This window comes from Streptomyces sp. NBC_00704, from assembly GCF_036226605.1.
Lineage (GTDB): Bacteria > Actinomycetota > Actinomycetes > Streptomycetales > Streptomycetaceae > Streptomyces.
The window spans coordinates 7636262-7656273 of the sequence record NZ_CP109000.1 but is presented as its reverse complement, the minus strand read 5'-3'; the positions used below and the strand labels follow the sequence as shown (position 1 = coordinate 7656273).

The following is a 20012-nucleotide window of genomic DNA, read 5'->3' as shown; positions in this document are numbered from 1 at the left end:
GGGACGGCGGGCGTCGACGCGCGCTGCCGGCTTCGGCGCCAGGCGGGCGCCGGGGATCACGGCCGCGGACTTTCCGGCGGACAAGGGGTGCGGTGCGATGGAGGGGCCGGTGACTCGGACCGCCGTGCCCGTGAATGGTAAGTCAACACGCGATGGCCTACAGTTGTTGGCATGATGACGAGCAGCCCCGCGCACGACCCCGGCCCCGTCCCCGTCCCCGACCCCGGATCCGGTCCGGGCCCCCGGCGCTCCGACCGCACCCGGGCGGCGATCCTGGACGCCGCCCGCCGGCGTTTCGCGGCGCACGGCTTCGAACGCACGACGATCCGGGCCGTGGCCGCCGACGCTGACATCGACCCCTCGATGGTCATGCGCTACTACGGCAGCAAGGCCCAGCTCTTCGACGCCGCGCTCGACATCGACCTGCACCTGCCCGACCTCACCGCCACCCCCGCGCACGAGCGGCCCGCGGCTCTCGTACGGCACTTCCTGCACCGCTGGGAACACGACGGCGCCGACGACGCGCTCCTGCTGCTCCTGCGGTCCGCCGTCACCAACGACCAGGCGGCACGGCGCATGCGGGAGATCTTCAGCACCCAGGTCGCCCCCGCCCTCGGCCCCGTCCACCAGGACAGGATGGGACTGGTCTCCTCCCAGCTCCTCGGCCTCGCCCTGACCCGCTACCTGCTGCGCATCCCGGCCGTCACCCAGCTGACCCCGGAGGAGATCGTCACCGCCTACGCGCCCGCCGTCCAGAGCATCCTCGCCCCCCGGACACCCGGCGACTGACGGCCCCGGAAGTCCTCCCGCCGACGCCGTCCTGACGATATCGACGGCAATCCCACCGGAAACGGAGTTTCCCGAAACGGGCGTCGCGCCGCCCCTTTTGTGGCACGCTGGGTGCTCGTTCCGGTGCTTTCGGGGGTGGAGTTAAATGGCTGCACGGGGCAGTTATGCAGGAGGTGTGCGCGTTCGAACTCGCACGACAGGGCAGCGCCGGCGCCGCACGGGTGCATGGTTACTGGGTATCGCCCTACTGGCGTCCTGTTCCGCCCCCGGCAAAGACGGCGGGGACGACCTTTCGGGGAAAACCGGCCCCTCCGCCTCCCTTTCCTCTTCCGGTGCGCAGGATTCCTATCCGGGTGACGACAAGGGCGCACGGGCTCTGGTGCGGAAACTGGGAGAGGACGGCGGCGGAACCGCCCTGGTGCGCTCGCTGCGGCCGACCTCCGACGACTACGGGGCGCTGTTCCAGCCGGACTTCGCCGGTCGGGCCGAGACGTTCTACGAGGGCACCCTCTGGGGCGCCTCACCCCAGCCGGCGAGGCCCTGGGCGAAACGCGGGGAGACCGAAGTGCGGATGGCGAAGGCGACCACCGACGACATCCGGGCCTGGACCCCCACCGCGCGGTCCAATTTCCCCGGGGGATACGAAAAGGTGAAAGACCGGTTCAAGGCCGGGCTCACGGTGTACGTTTGGGATTACACCAAGCCCGGAGCCGAGCGAGGTCTGGCCTACAACGGACTGGTGTACGTGAACGGGCATTGGGCCTTCTTCCCCAAACCATGGTACGCGCTGGGGAAATAGATTCGAGGGAGCAGGGACGAAAGTCCCGGCAGGCCGATTCTGCCTGCCCGCACCATGACCTGTTCGACAGTCCCGCACCATGACCTGTTCGACCGCGAGGAGTGTAATTCTGTGCTGGCTCGTATACCGCTCGACGGCGGCGGCGTCATCCTCGTGGAGAGTCCGCATGCGGACGGGCAGGGTCCGGTCATGGCGGGCCGGGTCGGTGACGCCGTTCAGGACCTGCCCAGAAAGCTGGGCGAGATCATCGAGCCGGTCACCCGGACCGCCCGGATCCTCATCGAGCGGCTGAGCGCCGCGGGCCCCTCGGAGTTCGAGATGGAGTTCGGGCTCGATCTCGCCGCCGAAGCGGGTGCGGTGATCACCAAGAGCACGGTGGGCGCCCACGTGACGGTGCGGATGACGTGGACGCGGCCCGAGGGCGGGACGCCGGGCGCCGCGCCGGCCGCAGTCGAATGACCGTCCGCCACAACTGGGCCCGAAACGACCGAAGATGGTGACCTGGGCCGCTTCCGTCGCCCGGATTCTCGGCCCGGACGGCGTGGTGGCGGGAGCCGGCTTCCTCGTCGCCGACGACCTCCTGGTGACCTGCGCGCACGTGGTCACGGCCGCCGGAGGCGGCGAACAGGCCGTGCTGCGCCTGGACTTCCCCCAGGCGCACGGCGCGCCCGAGGCCCGCGGAACCGTCGTCCGCCACGGACGCAGCGAACCGGCCGCCGAGGACGTCGCCGTCGTCCGCCTCGACGCTCCACCGCCGGGAACCTCCCCGCTGCCGCTGGCCCGCGCCGAGGGGTGCCGCGGCCACCGGGTGCGCTCCTTCGGCTTCCCCGGACACGCGGTCTCCGGCGGCCACTTCGGCGAGGGGCACGCCGGCGAGATCCTCTCCCCCCACTCCGCGACCGACGCCCTGTTGCAGGTGGCCTGCGCCAACGACCTCACCCAGGGATTCAGCGGCGGCCCGGTGTGGGACGACACCGTCGAAGCGGTGATCGGCATGGTCACCCGCGTCACCCGCCCGGACCCGCTGCTGCGCGGAACCGGCATCGCCTACGCCACGCCCGCGGGACGGCTGCGGCAGCTCTGGCCCGACCTGGCCGTCCCACCGGTGCGGCCCTACCGCGGACTCCAGGCGTTCGACACCGAGCACGCCGGCTGGTTCCACGGACGGGCCGGGGCGGTGCGGACGATCATCGATCGCCTGGCCGCCGTCCCGGACGCGCTCGTGCTGCTCGGTCCGTCCGGAGCCGGCAAGTCGTCCCTGGTCCAGGCAGGTCTGATACCCGCGTTAGCCGACTGCCCGCTGCCCGGCAGCGACCGCTGGGAGGTCGCCACCGTCCGCCCCGGCCAAGCCCTGCTGGACGCCCTCGACGACCTCGACGCGTTCGACGAGTTCGACCGGTTCGTGCACGACGCCGGCCGCGACGGCCCCGGCGGCCCGGACCCGTTCGGCAGACCGGATCCCGTCGGCGGGGCGGGCGGGTCCGGTGCACCGCGCCGCGTGCTCGTCGTGGACCAGTTCGAGGAGATCCTCCAGCCCGAGGAACCCACCCGCCCCGAGGAAGCGCACGACACCACGGCGACCGATCCGGCCGCCACGAGCACGCCGGCCGACGACGAACCCGGCGCCCCCTCCCTTGCCGGCGCCGTCCTGCGCGAGGGCATCGACCGGCTCACCTCGGTCGTCGGCACGCCCGGACTCACCGTCCTGCTCGTCATGCGCGACGACTTCTACCCCCGGTTCGCGGCCGAAGCCCCCGAACTGCTGCGGGCGTTGACACCCGGAATCGTCAACCTCCCCGCCACACTCGACGTGCGGGACCTGCACGACATCATCGTCCGCCCGGCCGAGGACGTGGGCGCCCGCTGCCAGGCCGGTCTGCCCGAACGGATCATCGCCGACGTCCAGCGCATCGACCACCTGGGCGGACCCCGCCGGCAGATCCCGACGACCGTGCTGCCCCTCGTCGAAGTCGCGTTGAGCGAACTCTGGGAGCGCGCGCCGGACGGTGTGCTGACCCACGCCGCGTACGAGGCGATCGGCGGGATCACCGGCAGCATCACCTCCTGGTACGAGGGCGCCATGCGCTCCCTGCGCGACACGGACGCCGGACGCGCCACCGCCCGACGGGTCCTCACCTCCCTGGTCAGGCCGCCCGACCCCACCCTGCACATCCCCGCCCTGCGACGGCAGCTGCCACTGTCCGTGCTGCGCGAACTGGCCGCCTCGGGCGGCGCCCCGACCGGCCCGCCCGGCAGACGGCCGGCCGTCCTGTCCGCCGCCCGCGCCCTCCTCGCCAAGCCCGCCGGCGCACTCGTCGACGAACCCTTCGACGATCGCGGCCCGGACAGCCCTCCCGCCCGGCGCGACGCGGCCGCCGTCCCCACCGCCCAGGTCGTGGACCAGGTGCTCGCCGTCCTCGTCCGGCGCCGACTGATCGTCACCCGCAACGTCGCCGCGCACGACGAACCCGTCGCCGAGCTGGTCCACGACGCGCTGGTGCGGGACTGGGGCGTCCTGCGCGACTGGGTGGAGAGCGACCGCCGCTTCTCCGCGTGGCTCGACCGCGCCGCGGACCAGCGACGGCGCTGGGAGAGACGGCACGACAAGGCGGACCTGCTGCGCGGCACCGACCTGGACGAGGGACTCGCGCTGTCCGCGGGATACCGGCTCCCGCACGCCACCGCCGGGTTCCTCCACGTGAGCCTGCGTGCCGCACGGCGCGCGGCACTGGTCCGCCGCGCCTTCGCCCTCGGCCTGGTCGTGCTGACGCTGACGGCGGTGGCCCTGGCCGGCGCCGCCCTCGACTCCGCGGCCGAGGCCAGGCACCAGCGCGCCGTCAGCCTGTCCCGCCAGCTCGCCGCCCAGGCCCAGGCCATGGCGGCGCAGCGGCCGGTGACGGCACGCCGTCTGGCCGTCGCGGCTTGGGCCACGTCGCCCACCGCCGAAGCGGGCGACGCCATGACCAGGCTCCTGACCCAGCAGCAGTCGGTCCTCGTCGGCCATGCGGGGGCGGTCACCTCCGTGGCGTTCAGTCCCGACGGCGCCCGCATCGCGACCACCGGCGACGACGGGACCGTACGCCTGTGGGACGCGGCCACCGGCCGGGCCGAGCACATCCGACGGGCCGCCGCCCGCCCGGCGAAGGGCGTCGCCGTCGCCTTCCGCCCGGACGGGCGGGTGCTCGCCTCCTCCGACGAGGACGGCGCCGTCCGGCTCTGGGACGTGCGCACCGGGGCGCCGCTCGGCGCGCCGCTGACCGGCCACACCGACCGGGTCGGCGCTCTGTCGTTCAGCCCCGACGGGAGACTGCTGGCGTCCGCGAGCTGGGACCGCACCGTACGGCTGTGGGATGCGGCGACCGGGACGCCCGTGGGGGCGCCGCTGACCGGGCACACCGACCAGGTCGACAGCGTGGCGTTCAGCCCCGAGGGCACGCTGCTGGCGTCGGGCGGCCGGGACGGAACGGTGCGGCTGTGGGACGTGGCCGCCCACCGGCAGAAGGGAGCCCCGCTCAAGGACGGCCTCAGCGGTTCGGTGCGGAGCGTGGCGTTCCGCCGCGACGGCGGGCTGCTCGCGGCGGCGTACGGCGAAGGCGCGCACGGCGAAGGGACGATCCGGCTGTGGGATCCGGTGACGGGCCGTACCGTCGGCGGGCCCCTCACCGGGCACACCGGCCCGGTGCTGTCGGTGACGTTCGGCCCCAACGGGCGGGCGCTCGCCTCGGCGGGGCTGGACGGCACCGTGCGCGTGTGGGACGCACGCACGCAGCGGCCGGCGGGATCCCCGATGGCCGGGTCCGGGACCGCCGTGTGGTCCGCCGCGTTCAGCCCCGACGGCCAGGTGCTGGCCGGCGCGGGCGGTGACGGCGCCGTACGGCTGTGGCAGCCGTCGACCGGTATGCCGGCCACCGTGCCGACGCCCCGCCGGGGTGAGGCCCTGATGTCCGTGGCGGTGACCCCGGTGTCGACGCTGGTGGCGACCCGCGACGCCGACGGGTCGGTGCGGCTGCGGGAACCCGTGAGCGGCCGTGCGCTGGGTGTCCCCCTGCGCGGGAGCGCCGACCAGGTCGTGCTCGCGGTGGCGGCCGACCCGAAGGCGCGGATCGTCGCCACCGCCGGGAACGGCGGCACGGTGCGGCTGTGGAACCCGTACACGGGCCGGGAGGTCACGCCCCCGCTCACCGGCAACGGGGACTACGTGAGCGCCCTGACGATCGACCGCGACGGCGCCCGCCTGGTGAGCGCCGGAGCCGACGCGACCGTCCGGGTCTGGGACACCGTGACCGGCCGGCTGGTGCGCGCGGTCCCGACCGGGCACGGGCCGTTCGTGCACGCGGTCGCCTTCGCCCCCGACGGCCGCAGCTTCGCCACCGGCGGCGCCGACGGAGCCGTCCGGCTGTGGGACACGGCGTCGGGCCGGCCGCGCGGGGAGATTCCCTCACACGGCCGGTACACCGTGGACGCGCTGGCGTTCAGCCCCGACGGCGCCCGGCTCGCCCTGGGCGGAGGCAACGACGAGACCGTGGAGGTCTGGGACGTGCCCACCCTGAAGGGGCCGACGTCGCTCTTCGCCGACGGGTCCGGCGAGGCGACGGCGCTGGGTTTCGACGGCGCCGGCGACGTGCTCGCCGTCGCCGAACGCGGCGGCGCCGTGCGGTTCTGGGACCCGGAGTCCGGCAAGCCGCTCGGTGAGCCGTCGCGGGGCGCGACCGCGCTGTCTCGCGTGATGTCGTTCAGCGGCGACGGGAGTCTCGTCACCGCCTCCGACGTCGAGGGCGTCTCACACGTCTGGTTCGTGCCGGTGCCGCGCGTGGCGGCGGCGGAGCTGTGCGCCCGCTTCGGCGGGCCGACCGACGCCGAATGGCGCCGCTACGCCCCGGACCAGCCGCGCCCGTCCGCCTGCCCCGCCGCCGGGCGGTGACCGCGCCGCCCGGCGGGCCGCAGGCGCGTCGCATCCGGGGCTCACGCGGTGCTGAGGCGCGTCGAACCCGGGGCTCACGCGGTGCTGAGGGGATGGGCCGCCGTGGCCGAGCGCGGGGGCCAGGCATGGGGGGCGAGGATGCCGAGGACGTAGGCGCGGGCCACCAGGGCCGGACGGGTCGCGGCGCCCAACAGGCGCCGCAGGCGGCCGAGGTGGTAGTCGAGCGTCTGCCGCGACAGGTTCAGGGAGGCGGCTATGTCGCTGTTGCTGCTGCCCTGCGCCAGCAGCGACAGGATGCGGATCTGCGCGGCGGTGAGCGGCGGGTGCGCCTCGTGGGCGAGGCTCTGGTGGGTGATCACCGCCCAGACGTGCCGGGCCCGGCCCGCACAATGGCCGATAGTCGTCAGGTGCAGCTCCGCCCGCCGCTGGAGGCCGAGGCTGTCGACCAGCACGGCGGTCGTCTCGACGCGTCGGGTGCGGCGGGCGATGAGACTGTTCCAGCGGTGGTGCAACCGGTCCAGCTCGGGCCGCGGTTCGGGCGCCAGCAGCGTGTGGGCGCGGCGGCCCACCAGGTCGGTCAGGCCGAGATGGAAGAGTTCGGCGGCCGCCACGCTCGCCTCGACGACCCGCCCGTTCGCCGACAGCAGGGCGCAGGGCAGCCCGCTGTGGTCCCGCAGGGCGCTGAGGTTCTCCTCGGCCTCCTGGCGCTGCGCCGTGGCCCGCAGGTGGTCGGTGATGTCCACGTAGATGCCGGCGACGCAGGTACGGGACTGTTCCCGCACCGGGAAGCGGTGGCCGACCGCGCGGCCCGTGGTGCCGTCCCGGCGCAGATAGCGCAGAGTGTGGCGGACGGGCGTGCCCCGGGTGAGTATCTGCTGGTCCAGGGCTCGGAACCGGTCGGCCTCGGCCGGGGTGTCGAAGTCCTCGATGTATCTGCCGACCAGTTCCTGCGGCACGGTGCCGTAGAGGTGCGCGTAGGCGTGGTTGGCCCACAGATAGCGCCCGTCGCGGTCCCGGATGAAGGCGGCGGCCGGAGCGAGGTCCACGAGATCCGCGAAGACGGCGGGGCCCGGCGGCGCCGCGAGGCCCGCTCCGCGCTCCCGCCGGTCCGGGGCGCGCTGTGAGCCGCCCGGGCGGGCGAGAGCGCCGGCGTCGACCGGCCCGCCCGCCCGCCAGGGCCCGGCGATGCCGTCGTCCATCCCCGTCCGCCACGGTTCCCCGACGGCCCTCGGGAACACGGGAATGTCCTCGAGCAGTGTCCTGACGCTTGGATCGCCCACAACGGTCTCCGTCCGTACACGACTGGCTGACGCTCAGTCACCTGCCCTGGATATCGCGGCCGTCGGCGCACAAGCCCCATTCCCGGCCGAGTTGCCGGGGGGGTGGGCGCCGGCCCGGCGCGCCGCTCGTCCGCTCAGGTCGGTTTCCGGGGACGAAAACCCGTGGATCGCCGCCGGGACTCAGGCATTTGCCTGAGTCGCGAGCGTCCTCTGCGCCGGTATGGACGGTTACAGCCTGGTCCCCTGGAGTGTGCGGGCGGACACGACGGACGCCGTCGCCCGCACACCATCCCCGGGCCCGCACCACGCCGCCAATGCCGGTGAGGGCCCCTGCCGACCAGGTGAATGGAGACGAATTTCTGTGAGCACGGTGCTGTTGGTGCATGCCAAGGGTGGTCCGCCGCTCGGCCATGTCCTGTCCCGGACGGCTGCGAGGGCGGACGTGCACCTGCTGGCGCTCAGCGCTCTTCCCCCTTCGGTCGCGGGCACCGCGCGGAGACTGTGCGCCTCGGTCACGACGCCGGACGACGCGAGCCGCCGCGATCTGGTGTCCCTGATCGTCTCGCACGCCCAGGAAGCGGGCGCGGACGCCGTGATCACCTTCTCCGAGTACGCGGTCGTCGCGGTCGCCGAGGCCTGCGAGAAGCTCGGGCTGCGGGGCGCGGGTCCCGCCGCCGCGCTCGCGCGCGACAAGCGGCTGATGCGCGGCGCATGGGAGCGGGCGGGGCTGCCGCAGCCCGCGTTCCGTTCCGTCGTCACGGAGGCAGACCTGCGTGCGGCGGTGGACTCCCTGTCGTGTCCGCTGCTGCTCAAGGCGGCCTGGAGCGCGGGGTCCACCGCCCACCAGATCATCGCCTCCCCCGACGAGGCGTCCGCCGCCTGGGCCCGCTCCCGCCAGGTCATGGCGGATTCGGCCCGGTTGGGATACGCGGAGCTGCATGTCGCCGAGGCGGACGCCGACTTCGTGGTCGAGGAGATCGTCACCGGCACGGCGGCGGACTGGTTCGACGAGCCCGGCTGGGGCGACTACCTCAGCGTCGAGGGCGTCGTGGCGGACGGCGTCTTCCACCCCGTCTGCCTCAGCGGCCGGATGCCCACCGTCGAGCCCTTCACCGAGCGCGCCGGCATCACCCCCGCCCCGCTCTCGCCGGACGCGCAGGACCGTGTCGTGGACCTCGCGCGCCGTGCCGTCGACGCGCTGGGGCTGCGCGACTGCGGAACGCACACGGAGATCAAGCTCGGTCCGGACGGCAGCATGTGGCTCATCGAGACCGCCGCCCGGTTCGGCGGCGCGATGACGGTGCCGCAGATCGAGGACGTCTTCGCACTGGACCTGGTGGGCATGCTCGTCGACCGCCTGCTGGGACGTCCGGTCGACTGGCCGGAGCAGGCCCTGGCACCGGAGCGGGCGCGGGGCGCCGCGGGCTCCCTCGTCGTCCTCGCGGTCGACGGCCGCGGCGAGGCCTGGCAGGACCGCAGGATCTGGGACTTCCCCGCGGTCGCGTCGGGCGTCCCGCTCAGCCCGGGCGGCGAGCTGTCGGTGGTGGCGGAGAGCTCCCTGCCCGACGGCAGCGTCGTGCCCGTCTACGATCCCGCCGCCGGCGCCAACACCATGGCGGCCCTGTGCCTGCTCTCCGCCGCCGACCCGCGCACCGTGCTGCGGGACTTCGAGACGCTGGTGGACGCCCTGCCGCGGGTGCTGCCCGCCGCGCGGCCCGAGGAGGTCTCCGCATGACCGCCCACCTGGACACCGGGGCCGCCGCGCCCGCCGCGCCCGCCACGGACCGCACGGTCGTCGGCGAGAACCTCTCCCTGCCGCTCTTCCGGACGCTGTCGGGAGTCCTGGCGGGTCACCCTTACCTCAAGGTCGTCGTCGACCGCGCGGAGAACACCTGGCACCTGCTCGACACCGGTGCGCACCCCTTCCACGTCAACTACGTCGCCACCCGGGTGCTGGGCATGGACCTGGCCGCGCTGGACGCGGAGCTGGACGCGTTCAACGCCTCCGTCTACACCGACCCCGGACGCCGGTTCCTGCTCGGCGTGCTGTCCCTGCACACCGAGCGGGCGACGGGCAGGGAGCGGCCCTTCCTCGTCCTGGAGACGACCGAGGCCGACACGATGAACGGCGAACTGCTCACGTACTTCTACGAGTTCGTGCGCTCCCGCGTCGACAGCGGGCTGCCGCTGCTGCTCAAGCCCGCCAACCACGGGCAGGAGGAGGAACTGTCGGCGATCAGCGAACAGCGCGTGCCGCGCATCCTGAGCCACGAACTGTTCGGTTCCCGGGAGCGCACACCGCTGAACCCCGGCGAGGCCACCGGGCGGCTGCGGTTCTTCCGGACGGCCGACGAGTACAGGGCGGCGGAGACCGGTCTGGGCTGGGCGGACATCGTGGCCATGCCCTGCCTGCCCGACGACGTCCCGCGCGTCGCGGGATTCGTCAACACCGCGCCGATCACGCCGCTTTCGCACACCAACGTCCTCGCCTCCGGCTGGGGCATTCCCAACGCGATCGTCCGCGACCTGGAGCAGCTCGTCGACAAGGACGGCCTCGACGGCGCGTGGGTGCGCTACCGGGTCGGCGAGGACGACATATCCCTGGAGCGCCTCGACCACGAGCCCGACCTGCGCGCTCCGGCCTGGCACCAGCAGCGCATACGCCTCGAACCCCCGCTGCTCGAGGACGCCCCCGTACTGTCCCTGCACCGGCTGCGCGGCGCCGACCGCGACCGCTACGGCACGAAGGCGGCCAACCTCGGCGAGCTGCACCACGTCCTCGACAGCCGCACGGTGGACCTGACCTCCTACTACGGCCGGCCCCGCCCGCCGCGCGAGAACCTCTACGGCCACCTCGCCGCCCGCCTCGGCCTCAGCGACCCCACCCCCGCACAACTGCGAGCCAGGGCAGCCGAGTTCGTCGCCGAGTCCGTCGGCGCCCCGGAAGGAGTCGCCCTCCCCTTCGCACTCCAGCAGCGGTTCCTCGCCTCCTCCCCCGCGATCCAGCAGGGCATCGGCAAGCTGAAGATGGCGCTCGAACTCGACGCCGGCGACGTCCTGGACTCGCTGTGCCTGCACCTTCAGCACCTGATCCGGCACACCCCCGTCCCCGAGTCGGTCACCCGCCGGATCGAGCAGGCCTTCCCCGCCTCGACGACCCCACGCGGACGGCTGGTGGTGCGCTCCTCCTCCAACGCCGAGGACCTCCCCGGGTTCTCCGCGGCGGGCGTCTACGACTCCGTCACCACCGTCCACGGCACGGCCGAACTCCTCGACGCCGTACGCCAGGTGTGGGCCTCCCTCGTGTCACCGCGCAGCGTGCGGCTGCGCCACCAGGTCGGCATATCGCTCGACGACACCTACATGGGCGTGATCATCCAGGAGTACGTGCCCGCCTCCCTGGGAGGCGTCCTCGTGACGTGCGACCCGACCCGCCGGGAGGACTTCCGCAACGTCTACCTCAACTGCTCCCCGGGCTCGCCCGAGCAGGTGGTCGACGGGACGGTGCTGCCTCAGCAGTACCTGTACAACACCGTGGAGGGCGGCGGGCGCACCGTCGCGCTGGGGTCATGGGGCGAGGGGCTGTCCGCCGCCGTCCGCGCCCGGCTCGCCGACCTGTCGCTGACCGGACGGCTCCTTCAGTCCCACTTCAGCGCGGACGACGTCGACCGGCCCCTCGACATCGAGTGGCTGATGACCGGACAGGGCGACTTCCGGCTGGTCCAGATCCGCCCCTACGCGCTGTGAGGGCGCGCCCCGGCCTCCGGCGCCCCGGCGCCGCAGCGGCCACCGGCCTGACCGACACCGCCCGCCGGATCATCCGGCTCAACTACGGCTTCCAGCTGCTGTTCAACCTGCTGTGGTGGATGCCGGTGTTCTACGCCTACCAGAAGGAGGCCGGCCTCTCGGACGGACAGATCTTCGGCATCCAGAGCATCTACTACGTGGCCTTCTGCCTGCTGGAGATCCCGACCGGGCTGATCGCCGACCGGATCGGCACCCGCAACTGCCTGCGGGCCGGCGCCGTGGTGATGACGGCCGCGAACCTGGCCCCGGTCTTCAGCGCCTCCTACACGGGGTTCCTCCTCCACTTCCTGGCCATCGCCGCCGGCCGGTCGCTCACCTCGGGCGCGGCGAGCGCCTACCTGTACGACGGGCTGCGGGCGCAACGGTGCGACGAGCACTACCTGCGGGCGGAGGGCACCGCGCGGGCGCTGGGGCTGGCCGCGAAGGTGGTGTGCTGGCCGCTGGTCGGTCCGCTGATGGCCCTCGCGCACCCGGCGCCGTACGTGCTCAGCGCCGCCAGTGCGGCGGGCTCCCTCGTCTGCGCCGTGCTGCTGCCCCGGCTCGCCGGAACGAAGCCCGGGGCCGAAGCCGCAGACGGGACGGGCGGCCAGTCCGGCGGGGGCCGCCGCGGCGGCGCCTTCCTGCGGGACGCGGGGACCGCGCTGCGCTGCGTCGCCTCCTCGCCGTGGCTGGCCCTGGTGATGGTGCAGGGCGTGGCGGTCTTCACGCTGTCGCGCATCTGCCAGGTCAACCTGTTCCAGCCGATCCTGCTGGACCACGGCATCGGCGAGGCCTCGCACGGCGGGGTGCTGGCCGCGATGACCGTGGCGGAGGCGGTGGCGTCCGCACGGCCCCAATGGCTCAGCCGCAGACTGCCGCCGGTCGCCTGGGTGTCCGTCCTCAGTCTCGCGCTGGCGGGCACCCTCGCGGCCATGACCCTGGGCGGGCCATGGGTCGTCGTCGCCCTGCTGTGCCTGTTCGCCGCCGCCACCGGGTTCGCGTTCCCGATCCAGCGCAAACTGGTCAACGACGCGGTCCCCGCGCACGCACCGCGGGCCACCCTGCTGTCGGTGGAGAGCATCGTGGACCGCGCCGTGTGCGCCCTGGCCGCGATCGCCGCGGGCGCCTATCTGTCCGCCGGACGCCTGGACGCCCTGCTGTGGCACAGCGCCCTGGCCACGGCGGTGCTGCTCGGGGCCTTCCAACTGCTGCTGCGCAGCGGGGCGGTGGCCCGCGAGGACCGGGACGGCGCCGGTGCGTCGGCGACGACGCAGGACGGTGCGCCCGGCCTGACGGACCCGGTCGACGCCGGCCGCAAGGAGACCCTCGAACCGGACGGGGGCTCGCGGCGACCGCGGACGTGACTCAGGAACCGTGGGGGCTGTGGGCCCGTGGGGCGGGCCCGTGGGAGCCGTAGGAGCGCGAGGAGCGGTAAAAGCGGGAGCGGTAGCGGTAGCGGTAGCGGTAGCGGTAGGAACATGGAAGGTCCGGGCGTCCGTCGGCCGCCCGGACCCGTCGGGCCTCCAGGACCCCGGTAGGCAGCCGCTCCGGCAGGGCCGGAGCCGCAGTCGCAGTCGCAGTCGCAGTCGCAGTCGCAGTCGCAGTCGCAGTCGAGGTTCCACTGCTGCTGCCGCCGCTGCCGCTGCCGCTGTCAGCCGAAGCGGCGGCCGAGGAGGTCCACCAGTCCCGCCGGCAGGAACACGGGCCGGTGGGGCCGGCCGACCTGGTACGAGACGAAGCCCAGCGAGGAGGCCACGGACACCTCCTGGGCCGTCTCCGCCTGGTAGACGACCCGGCAGCCGGCCGAGACCTGCTTGGCACGCTGCCACAGGGCCGGGGACGGTTTGCGTTCGGCCTCGGTGCGCGGTGTGAGGATCCTGTCGCCGAAGTCCGCCCAGGCGAAGGCCGCCGTGCCCCGCCATGTCGCGTCGACCTCCGTCCGGAGCCGGGCGGCGCGCTCGGCGTCGGTCGCGCCCCAGGAGGGCGGGACGTTGGTGATGAGGCCGACCCTGATGTGGCGTGCGTGCAGGGTCCGCAGATACGAGGCCGCCCCGGACAGGTAGGCGGTGCTCCCGTCGTCGGCGGTGTGCACGAGGGTCTCCCCCAGGTCGAAGTACACGACAGGGCAAGCCCGTTCGCCTTGCGCGGGCGCGGGCGCGGTGACGGCCGCCCCCGGACCGTCGCCGGCCTCCACCGGGGCGGCCACGACCGCCGGCGTGCAGAGCAGCGTCGACACGAGGGCGGCGCTCACCGCGAGGCCGGCACGGGTCGAGCCGTTGGAGGCGAATCCGTTCATGCGCACCACCGTCATCATCGTCACCTCTTCAATGTCATAGGCATGACACGGTAACGCTCCTGTGCCCCCTCGGCGGCCGGAGCCCACGACTGGCCTGAATCCGACCATGGTCGGGAGTCGCTCCGGGGACCGCGCTGGGTCTGTAGTCCGGTGCGGGCCCCGACTCCCCCGACATCTGTCACTCGGCAGGACACAGGCGTGATGCGGGCACGATCAGGCATGATTCAGGCGTGATCACTGTCCATCTGAAGTACGAGATCGACCCCGACAAGCTCGAGGACTTCGAGGAGTACGGTCGCCGCTGGGTCCGGCTCGTCAACCGCTTCGGCGGGACGCACCACGGCTACTTCCTGCCGAGCGAGGGCGACAGCGACATCGCCTACGCCCTGTTCTCCTTTCCCGGCCTGGCCGCGTACGAGCGCTACCGCACGGACAGCATGTCCGACCCGGAGTGCCAGGAAGCGTTCGAACTGGCCCGTGAGACCCGCTGCATCCGGCGGTACGAGCGCCGCTTCCTGCGACCGCTCGACGACGGCGTGGGGGTGTCACCGGCGTGAGCGAGTCCGGGGCGCCGATCCGACGTCGTGTGCTCAGCGTCTGGTCTCGTACCTGGTCAGGGTCACGCCGCCGGGGAACGTCCGGGTCTCCACCAGGGTCAGGTTCACCCAGTCGTCCAGGGCCGTGAAGAACGGCGTGCCGCCGCCCACCAGTACCGGATGGGTGACGACCGCGTACTCGTCGATCAGCCCGGCCCGCATGGCCGCCGCCGCGAGTGTGGCACCGCCGATGTCCATGGGACCGCCGTCGCCGGCCTTGAGCCTGGTGATCTCGGTGACCGCGTCACCGGTGACCAGACGGGCGTTCCAGTCGACCGCGCCGGTAGTGGAGGAGAACACCACCTTCGGCATGTCCCGCCAGCGGCCGGCGTACTCGATCGCCGCCGGTGTGGCGTCCGGCTGCTTGTCGGCGACCGGCCAGTGGGAGCACATCGTCTCCCACAGCTTGCGCCCGTAGAGCGCCAGGCCCGTCGCGTCCACCCGGTCCGACCACCACTGGAACAGCTCGTCGCTCAGCACGCTCCAGCCGAGGTCGTCGCCCGGCGCGGCGACGTAGCCGTCCAGGCTCGCGTTCATGGCAAAGGCCAGTTTCCGCATGGTGTCAGCCTCCCGTGAGTCGGTGTCCGGCCTACAGACCAGCACAGCGCGGAGGATTCATCGGTCAGGCCACACTGCCGCAGAACACTGGACCGAAACTCGGAACGTCGGAACGCCGGGCCCGTCCCGGAGTCGACGCCGCCGCCCGTCGTTTGCGTCTCGTGACGGCGTTCGTTCTTACCGGCCTCCCCGGACCGGCGGAAGGCGCGGGGCGCGGTCGTCCCGTGTCGCTGCCCGCAGTGCTGCTACGACGGCCGCGGTCGTCGGGTCCGTGCTCTCGGTGCGGCGCGTCGCGGCGTACAGCAGGCGCAGGATCGGGCGGTCCGCGATGGGCGCGGTACGGATTCCGGGCGTGTCCGGGTCGATGGCGGTCCGGGGCACGAGCGCGGTGGCCAGGCCGGTCCGGACGAGGGTGAGCTGGGCGGCGATGTCGGCGGTGACGTAGCGGGCCACTGGAGTGAACCCGGCCTGCCGGCAGGCTTGTTGGACGGCCTGGCCGCACTCGGTGGACGGGGGCGGGACGGCGAGGCTGTGCGTCGCCAGTTCCCTCAAGGGGACGGGCCGCCCGTCCGTCCGGTCGGCGGCCGTGACGACGAGCAGCGGATCGTCGAGCAGCGGGCACAGCTCGATGCCCTGAGGTGTGGCATCGGGCAGGTGATGGTAGCGCTGGCCCAGCACCACGTCGACCGCGCCGAGCGTGAGTTCGCGCAGTTGCGCCTGGTCGGTGACGAGGCAGGTCACGGTGAGCTGCGGGTGCTCCGCTTCCAGCGCGGTCAGGGCGGGGGCCACGATCCGGGCCACGGTAGACGGCAGTGCGGCGAGGGTGGCGGTGGCGCCGACCGTTCCCTTGACCGCCGCGACGGCGCTCTCGGCCTCCTGCACGGCGGCGAGGATCCGGTCGGCGTGCAGGAGGAGCGTCCGGCCGGCTTCCGTCAGGGCCACGGTTCGCCCGTCGGGGCGCAGCAGGTCCACTCCCACCTCCCGGCGCAGCGCGGCCAGTTGCTGGGACACGGCGCCGGCGGACAGCGCCAACGACTGGGCGGCCGCGGCGATGGAGCCCCGGCCGGCGACGGTCCTGAGCATGTGCAGGCGGCGGACGTCCAACATGACTCGATAGGTTACCTAACGGGTTGCGTCAGAAAACACCCCCTTGACCTGCTGATTCGGTGTGGGCGATCTTCGGCCCATGCAAATCCTCGACTGCATCGCCGCCGTCGCCCGGCCCCTGCACGACTTCGGCGACGAGTTCATGTCCGACGAGACGACCGCGGCCGTGGGCCTGCGGGCCGGCTTCCCCGCAGGCCGCGGCTTCTACTGCCGCGGCCGGTTCGGGGTGCTCGGCGAGGCGCCGGTCCCGGTGGTCCAGGCAGTGCAGGGCTTTCTCGGCCCTGACCTGATCACAGCGGGCTGGCTGGCGGGGCGGCCCGTGATGCCGGCGGAGGAGGCCGCCGCCTGCTATGCGGAAGCCGTCCGCGAGTGGGGACGCGCCCACATTCCCCCCGACGCCGACGTGGAGCACTTCAACCGCCTGGCGCAGCAACTGATCGACGCCGCCGACGCCGACGCGCTGCCGCTGTTCGCGGGCTGGAGGGCGCAGCCCTGCCCCGCCGACGACCCGGTCGGTGCGGCCATGCAGCGCGTCCACGTCCTGCGGGAACACCGTGGTTCCTGCCATCTGGCGGCGGTGCGCCTGAGCGGACTGAGCGCCCGTGACGCCATGATCATCAATCTCGGCGCCGAGCAGGCGGGCCGCTACGGCTGGCCGGAGCCGCGCCCCGTCGCCGCACCGCTGGTCCCCCGACGGAGACGAGCTGAGCACCTCACCGACGCGTTGCAGGCCCCGCTCTACGCCTCGCTGACCGGCCGCCAACGCGCCGAATTCGCCAGCCTCGTCGCCGAGTTGACCGACTCATGACGGTGCCTTGACGGCCTCACGACGGCCTCACGACGGCTTCTTCGACGCCGTGACCGGACTGCGCATCCCCAGGAGCGCCACGCCCGTACCTCATGATCGACGATGATGTTCCGGTGCTCGGGCCGGACCGGACTCCTGTCACATCAGGATGCGCCGCGTCCAGGACGGCTGCCGGCGCCGGAGCCGACGCCGGAGCGGGAGCGGCCGGCTCGTCGCAGCGAGCTGCCGAAGGCGTCGTCGCAAAGAGTTGTCACAGAGATCGATCAGGGAGCAGGGCAGTGCGAATGGTCCCCCTCGCTCTCGCCGCCCTCGCCCACCGGACGTCGGGCTGGACGCCGGCCGTCCGCACGGACTACCTCGCGCACGCCCTGATCACCGGCTCTTCACCGCCCTGACCACATGGGCGACCGCCCTGAACTGAATCGACGGCCCGCCGACGACCGCCCGCCCCGCGTTGCCACGGCTGGTGCGGGTGGCCGAGGGGAGGCTGCCGCGTCCGCTCGCCTCGGGCACACCACCATCGCCCGCGATTTGCGCGGTCGGAACTCTCGGCTCGCGGACGGCGGTTGCCCGCTGGGCCGCCGGCATGCCCAGCGCGTCGCCCGTCGCGGGGCGCGTGCTCGACCGGTGTGTCGAGCACGCGCACATGCCCTGCCGGAGTCCGGCGAAGGCGCGTGGACGGCGGGGCACCGGTCGTCAGCCCTTGAGCTTGAACTCGCAGGGACCTGGCGACTTGCCGTCCTGATTGTCGGCGACCTGCTTGCCGTCGACCTTGATCGAGCACGGGGCGAGCTTAAGCAGCCCGTCCGGCCCCTTGACGTAACCCGGTACCACCGACACGAGGAGGCCGACCTTCAGCTCGGCGCCCTCCAGTTGCACCGACTCCGTCTTCGTCCAGGGCAGCGTCACTTGCTCGAAGTGGTTGGTGTTCCCGATCCACATGACCCGGGTCGCACCCTTACCGCCCACTTCGAAGACCACCTCGTGCGTGACGCCCTTCTTCCCCGAGGACGGACCCCCCGCCCCGCCGCTCGCGGAGGCGCTCGGTGACACCTCGCCGGTCTTTGCTGCGGCGCCTGCGTCCTTCTCCTCGCCGCCGCACCCGGTGAGCAGCACTGCCGTTGCGAGCAGGCCGATGGTGGGCTTCGCCGTCTTGAACATGTACGTGATCCCCGTTGCCGAAACTGATCGTTACTGATGTGCGGTAGGAAACCGTAGATCATGGCGACGTCAGGCCGGACACCGCCCTGCGGACGGCCGGCGCAGCGCACGATCTCGGCCGTGCGCCGACCAACGGCTGGACCACCGCGTGTGGTTGGGGGCGGCGAAGGGGTGTGACTGCACGGCGGCTCTTGTGCCCCGGGCGCGGGGCCAGGCCGCGACGGTGGCAGTGACGGGGACGCGGCATAGGCATCGGCATCGGCATCGGCATCGGCATCGGCATCGGCATCGGCATCGGCATCGACGGTATTGGTGACGGTGGCATTGGCCGTGACCGCGATGTCAGTGCGCTGACGTATCCTTCCCGGCACTGCACACCGTCTGGGAGGACGAAGAGAATTGACCGACCTGTCTCCATTCCCGCTGCCCTTTCAATCCTCTCGCTGCACAGCGTTCGCCACGCCCCGAACGCTGCGGGAACTCCACATGATGCAGTGCAGCTCGCTGATTCGGTCGAAGCCGGATTGGTTCAACAAAATGAACGACACCGACATCGTGGCCAGATGGACGCGAGAAGCGCTCTCCCAGGGCCTCAGCGAAGCGCAAGTCCGCTATGTGTTGGACGAACTCCGACACTACGCCTCTCTACGGGATGAACGAACCGGCATCGAGGCCTCCGCCGTCGACGGGGTGTGGCATTCGGACACCCTCGTCGACGACGAGCTGAGGTCCCGGCTCCGCAAGGCGGTCGAGGTTCTGGAGCAGGTTCCCGCGTCGGAACAGGACTGGCACCCGGGGTCTGACGGCCAGGTGCTGGACCTGGTTCATCCCTCGCTGTTCTGCCTGGTGAGAGAAGCGAGCAAGGCGCCCGAGCGGGCTTGGCAGAACCCCACGAACCAGTACTCCCGGTACGAGTTCTCGGAGAGGTTCCAGTGGCTGCCCACGGACGTGGACGTCGACTCGGACGGTGAAGTCGCCTTCCGCTCCTACGTCAACAACGTGCACCCCGAAAATCATGGTGAACTGGCGTCGGTGCTGCCGCAATTGTTCGGGCGCTTGCTCCCGCTTTTCGAGAACGTGCTCACCGATCTGCGTCATCCGCGGCCCCTGCGGATCCAGGCCGACCCCTACGGGTGGTACGACTCGGAGCCGGAGTATCCGGACAAGGCCTCCTACAGTGACGCCGAGGCCTATGCGGAAGCGCTCAGCGCATGGGAAACGGCCCAGGACGACTGGTGGGAGAACCGACGTCCGGTCGTCCCGGACGCCCCGGTCTTCACCTCGCCCGAGGTTCCCGACGGCTCCTCCCGCGTCGACCTGGGCGGCCGCGGCCTCCAGATCATCGTCAAACTCGCCACCATTCACCTCACTCCGGAAAAGCCCGAGTACTCCGGCGGTTCCTGGCATGTCGAGGGGATGTTGAACGAGCGGATCGTCTCCACGGGCATTTACTACTGGGACAGCGAGAACATCACGGAAAGCCGGCTGAGTTTCCGGACGGCGCTCGACGATCCGGAATACGCCCAGAACGACGACAACGGTCTGCGCGAGGTCTACGGGCTCGAGAACGAAGACGCGCTGAATCAGGTTCTGGGCTCGACAGCCACACCAGCGGGCCGTTGCCTTGCCTTCCCGAACGTCTTGCAGCACCGCGTCGGCTCATTCCGCCTCGCCGACCCGACCCGCCCCGGACACCGAAAAATCCTGGCCTTCTTCCTGGTCGACCCGTCGGAGAGAATCGTCTCCACGTCCGACGTGCCGCCCCAACAACCCTGGTCCCCCACATCGACCATGACGCTCGACCAGGCCAAGGCCTATCGCGAAGAACTCATGCAGGAGCGCAAGTACTTCGTCGGCGAACACAACGAGCAGCTCTATGAACGGGAGTTCTCGCTCTGCGAGCACTGAACC

At 72.4% G+C, this 20012-nt stretch carries 15 protein-coding genes; 10 read left to right on the top strand and 5 right to left on the bottom strand.

Features of this window, described 5'->3' with window-relative positions; genetic code table 11:
• Positions 1–174: 174 nt before the first annotated feature.
• The 4 genes from OG802_RS33200 (at position 175) to OG802_RS33185 (ending at position 6509) form a co-directional block, all read left to right on the top strand.
• Entirely contained in the window at positions 175–789 is a 615-nt protein-coding gene (locus OG802_RS33200) for a TetR/AcrR family transcriptional regulator (RefSeq protein WP_443055472.1), read from the top strand.
• Between the two features lie 175 nt (positions 790–964).
• A complete protein-coding gene (locus tag OG802_RS33195; protein WP_329416523.1) occupies positions 965–1588 on the top strand; it encodes a hypothetical protein in 624 nt (207 codons plus the stop codon).
• 54 nt (positions 1589–1642) lie between these two features.
• A complete protein-coding gene (locus OG802_RS33190; protein ID WP_329416522.1) occupies positions 1643–2047 on the top strand; it encodes a CU044_2847 family protein in 405 nt (134 codons plus the stop codon).
• 34 nt (positions 2048–2081) lie between these two features.
• Positions 2082–6509, top strand: coding sequence for an nSTAND1 domain-containing NTPase (locus tag OG802_RS33185; protein WP_329416521.1), 4428 nt, complete (start codon positions 2082–2084; stop codon positions 6507–6509).
• A 74-nt stretch (positions 6510–6583) separates the two neighbouring features.
• Here OG802_RS33185 and OG802_RS33180 read toward each other — a convergent pair whose 3' ends face one another.
• A complete protein-coding gene (locus tag OG802_RS33180) occupies positions 6584–7789 on the bottom strand; it encodes a PAS domain S-box protein (RefSeq protein WP_329416519.1) in 1206 nt (401 codons plus the stop codon).
• A gap of 361 nt (positions 7790–8150) precedes the next feature.
• On the opposite strand from OG802_RS33180, the gene OG802_RS33175 reads away from it, so the two are divergent.
• Genes OG802_RS33175 through OG802_RS33165 form a run of 3 tightly spaced genes read left to right on the top strand, consistent with a single transcriptional unit; the run spans position 8151 to position 12939 of the window.
• Positions 8151–9524, top strand: a complete 1374-nt coding sequence (locus OG802_RS33175; protein WP_329416517.1) for an ATP-grasp domain-containing protein — start codon at positions 8151–8153, stop codon at positions 9522–9524.
• Complete coding sequence (locus OG802_RS33170; RefSeq protein WP_329416515.1) at positions 9521–11536, top strand: PEP/pyruvate-binding domain-containing protein; 2016 nt, start codon at positions 9521–9523, stop codon at positions 11534–11536. Before OG802_RS33175 ends, OG802_RS33170 begins: the two co-directional genes overlap by 4 nt.
• Positions 11533–12939, top strand: a complete 1407-nt coding sequence (locus tag OG802_RS33165) for an MFS transporter (RefSeq protein ID WP_329416514.1) — start codon at positions 11533–11535, stop codon at positions 12937–12939. Before OG802_RS33170 ends, OG802_RS33165 begins: the two co-directional genes overlap by 4 nt.
• A 287-nt stretch (positions 12940–13226) precedes the next feature.
• On the opposite strand, the gene OG802_RS33160 is transcribed toward OG802_RS33165, so the two are convergent.
• Positions 13227–13889, bottom strand: a complete 663-nt coding sequence (locus tag OG802_RS33160) for a hypothetical protein (RefSeq protein WP_329417595.1) — start codon at positions 13887–13889, stop codon at positions 13227–13229.
• A gap of 212 nt (positions 13890–14101) precedes the next feature.
• Here OG802_RS33160 and OG802_RS33155 point away from each other — a divergent pair, with 212 nt between their 5' ends.
• Positions 14102–14428, top strand: coding sequence for an NIPSNAP family protein (locus tag OG802_RS33155; protein WP_329416513.1), 327 nt, complete (start codon positions 14102–14104; stop codon positions 14426–14428).
• A 33-nt stretch (positions 14429–14461) separates the two neighbouring features.
• Here the strand turns inward: OG802_RS33155 and OG802_RS33150 are convergent, their stop codons facing one another.
• A complete protein-coding gene (locus tag OG802_RS33150) occupies positions 14462–15025 on the bottom strand; it encodes a dihydrofolate reductase family protein (protein ID WP_329416512.1) in 564 nt (187 codons plus the stop codon).
• Between the two features lie 177 nt (positions 15026–15202).
• Positions 15203–16132, bottom strand: coding sequence for a LysR family transcriptional regulator (locus OG802_RS33145; RefSeq protein WP_329416511.1), 930 nt, complete (start codon positions 16130–16132; stop codon positions 15203–15205).
• A 79-nt stretch (positions 16133–16211) separates the two neighbouring features.
• On the opposite strand from OG802_RS33145, the gene OG802_RS33140 reads away from it, so the two are divergent.
• Complete coding sequence (locus OG802_RS33140) at positions 16212–16940, top strand: SCO6745 family protein (RefSeq protein WP_329416509.1); 729 nt, start codon at positions 16212–16214, stop codon at positions 16938–16940.
• A gap of 696 nt (positions 16941–17636) precedes the next feature.
• Here OG802_RS33140 and OG802_RS33135 read toward each other — a convergent pair.
• The gene (locus OG802_RS33135; protein WP_329416507.1) at positions 17637–18101 is read right to left on the bottom strand and encodes a hypothetical protein; all 465 of its coding nucleotides are present in this window, start codon (positions 18099–18101) and stop codon (positions 17637–17639) included.
• Positions 18102–18500: 399 nt separating this feature from the next.
• On the opposite strand from OG802_RS33135, the gene OG802_RS33130 reads away from it, so the two are divergent.
• Positions 18501–20009, top strand: coding sequence for a DUF4246 domain-containing protein (locus OG802_RS33130; RefSeq protein WP_329416506.1), 1509 nt, complete (start codon positions 18501–18503; stop codon positions 20007–20009).
• Positions 20010–20012 lie beyond the last annotated feature (3 nt).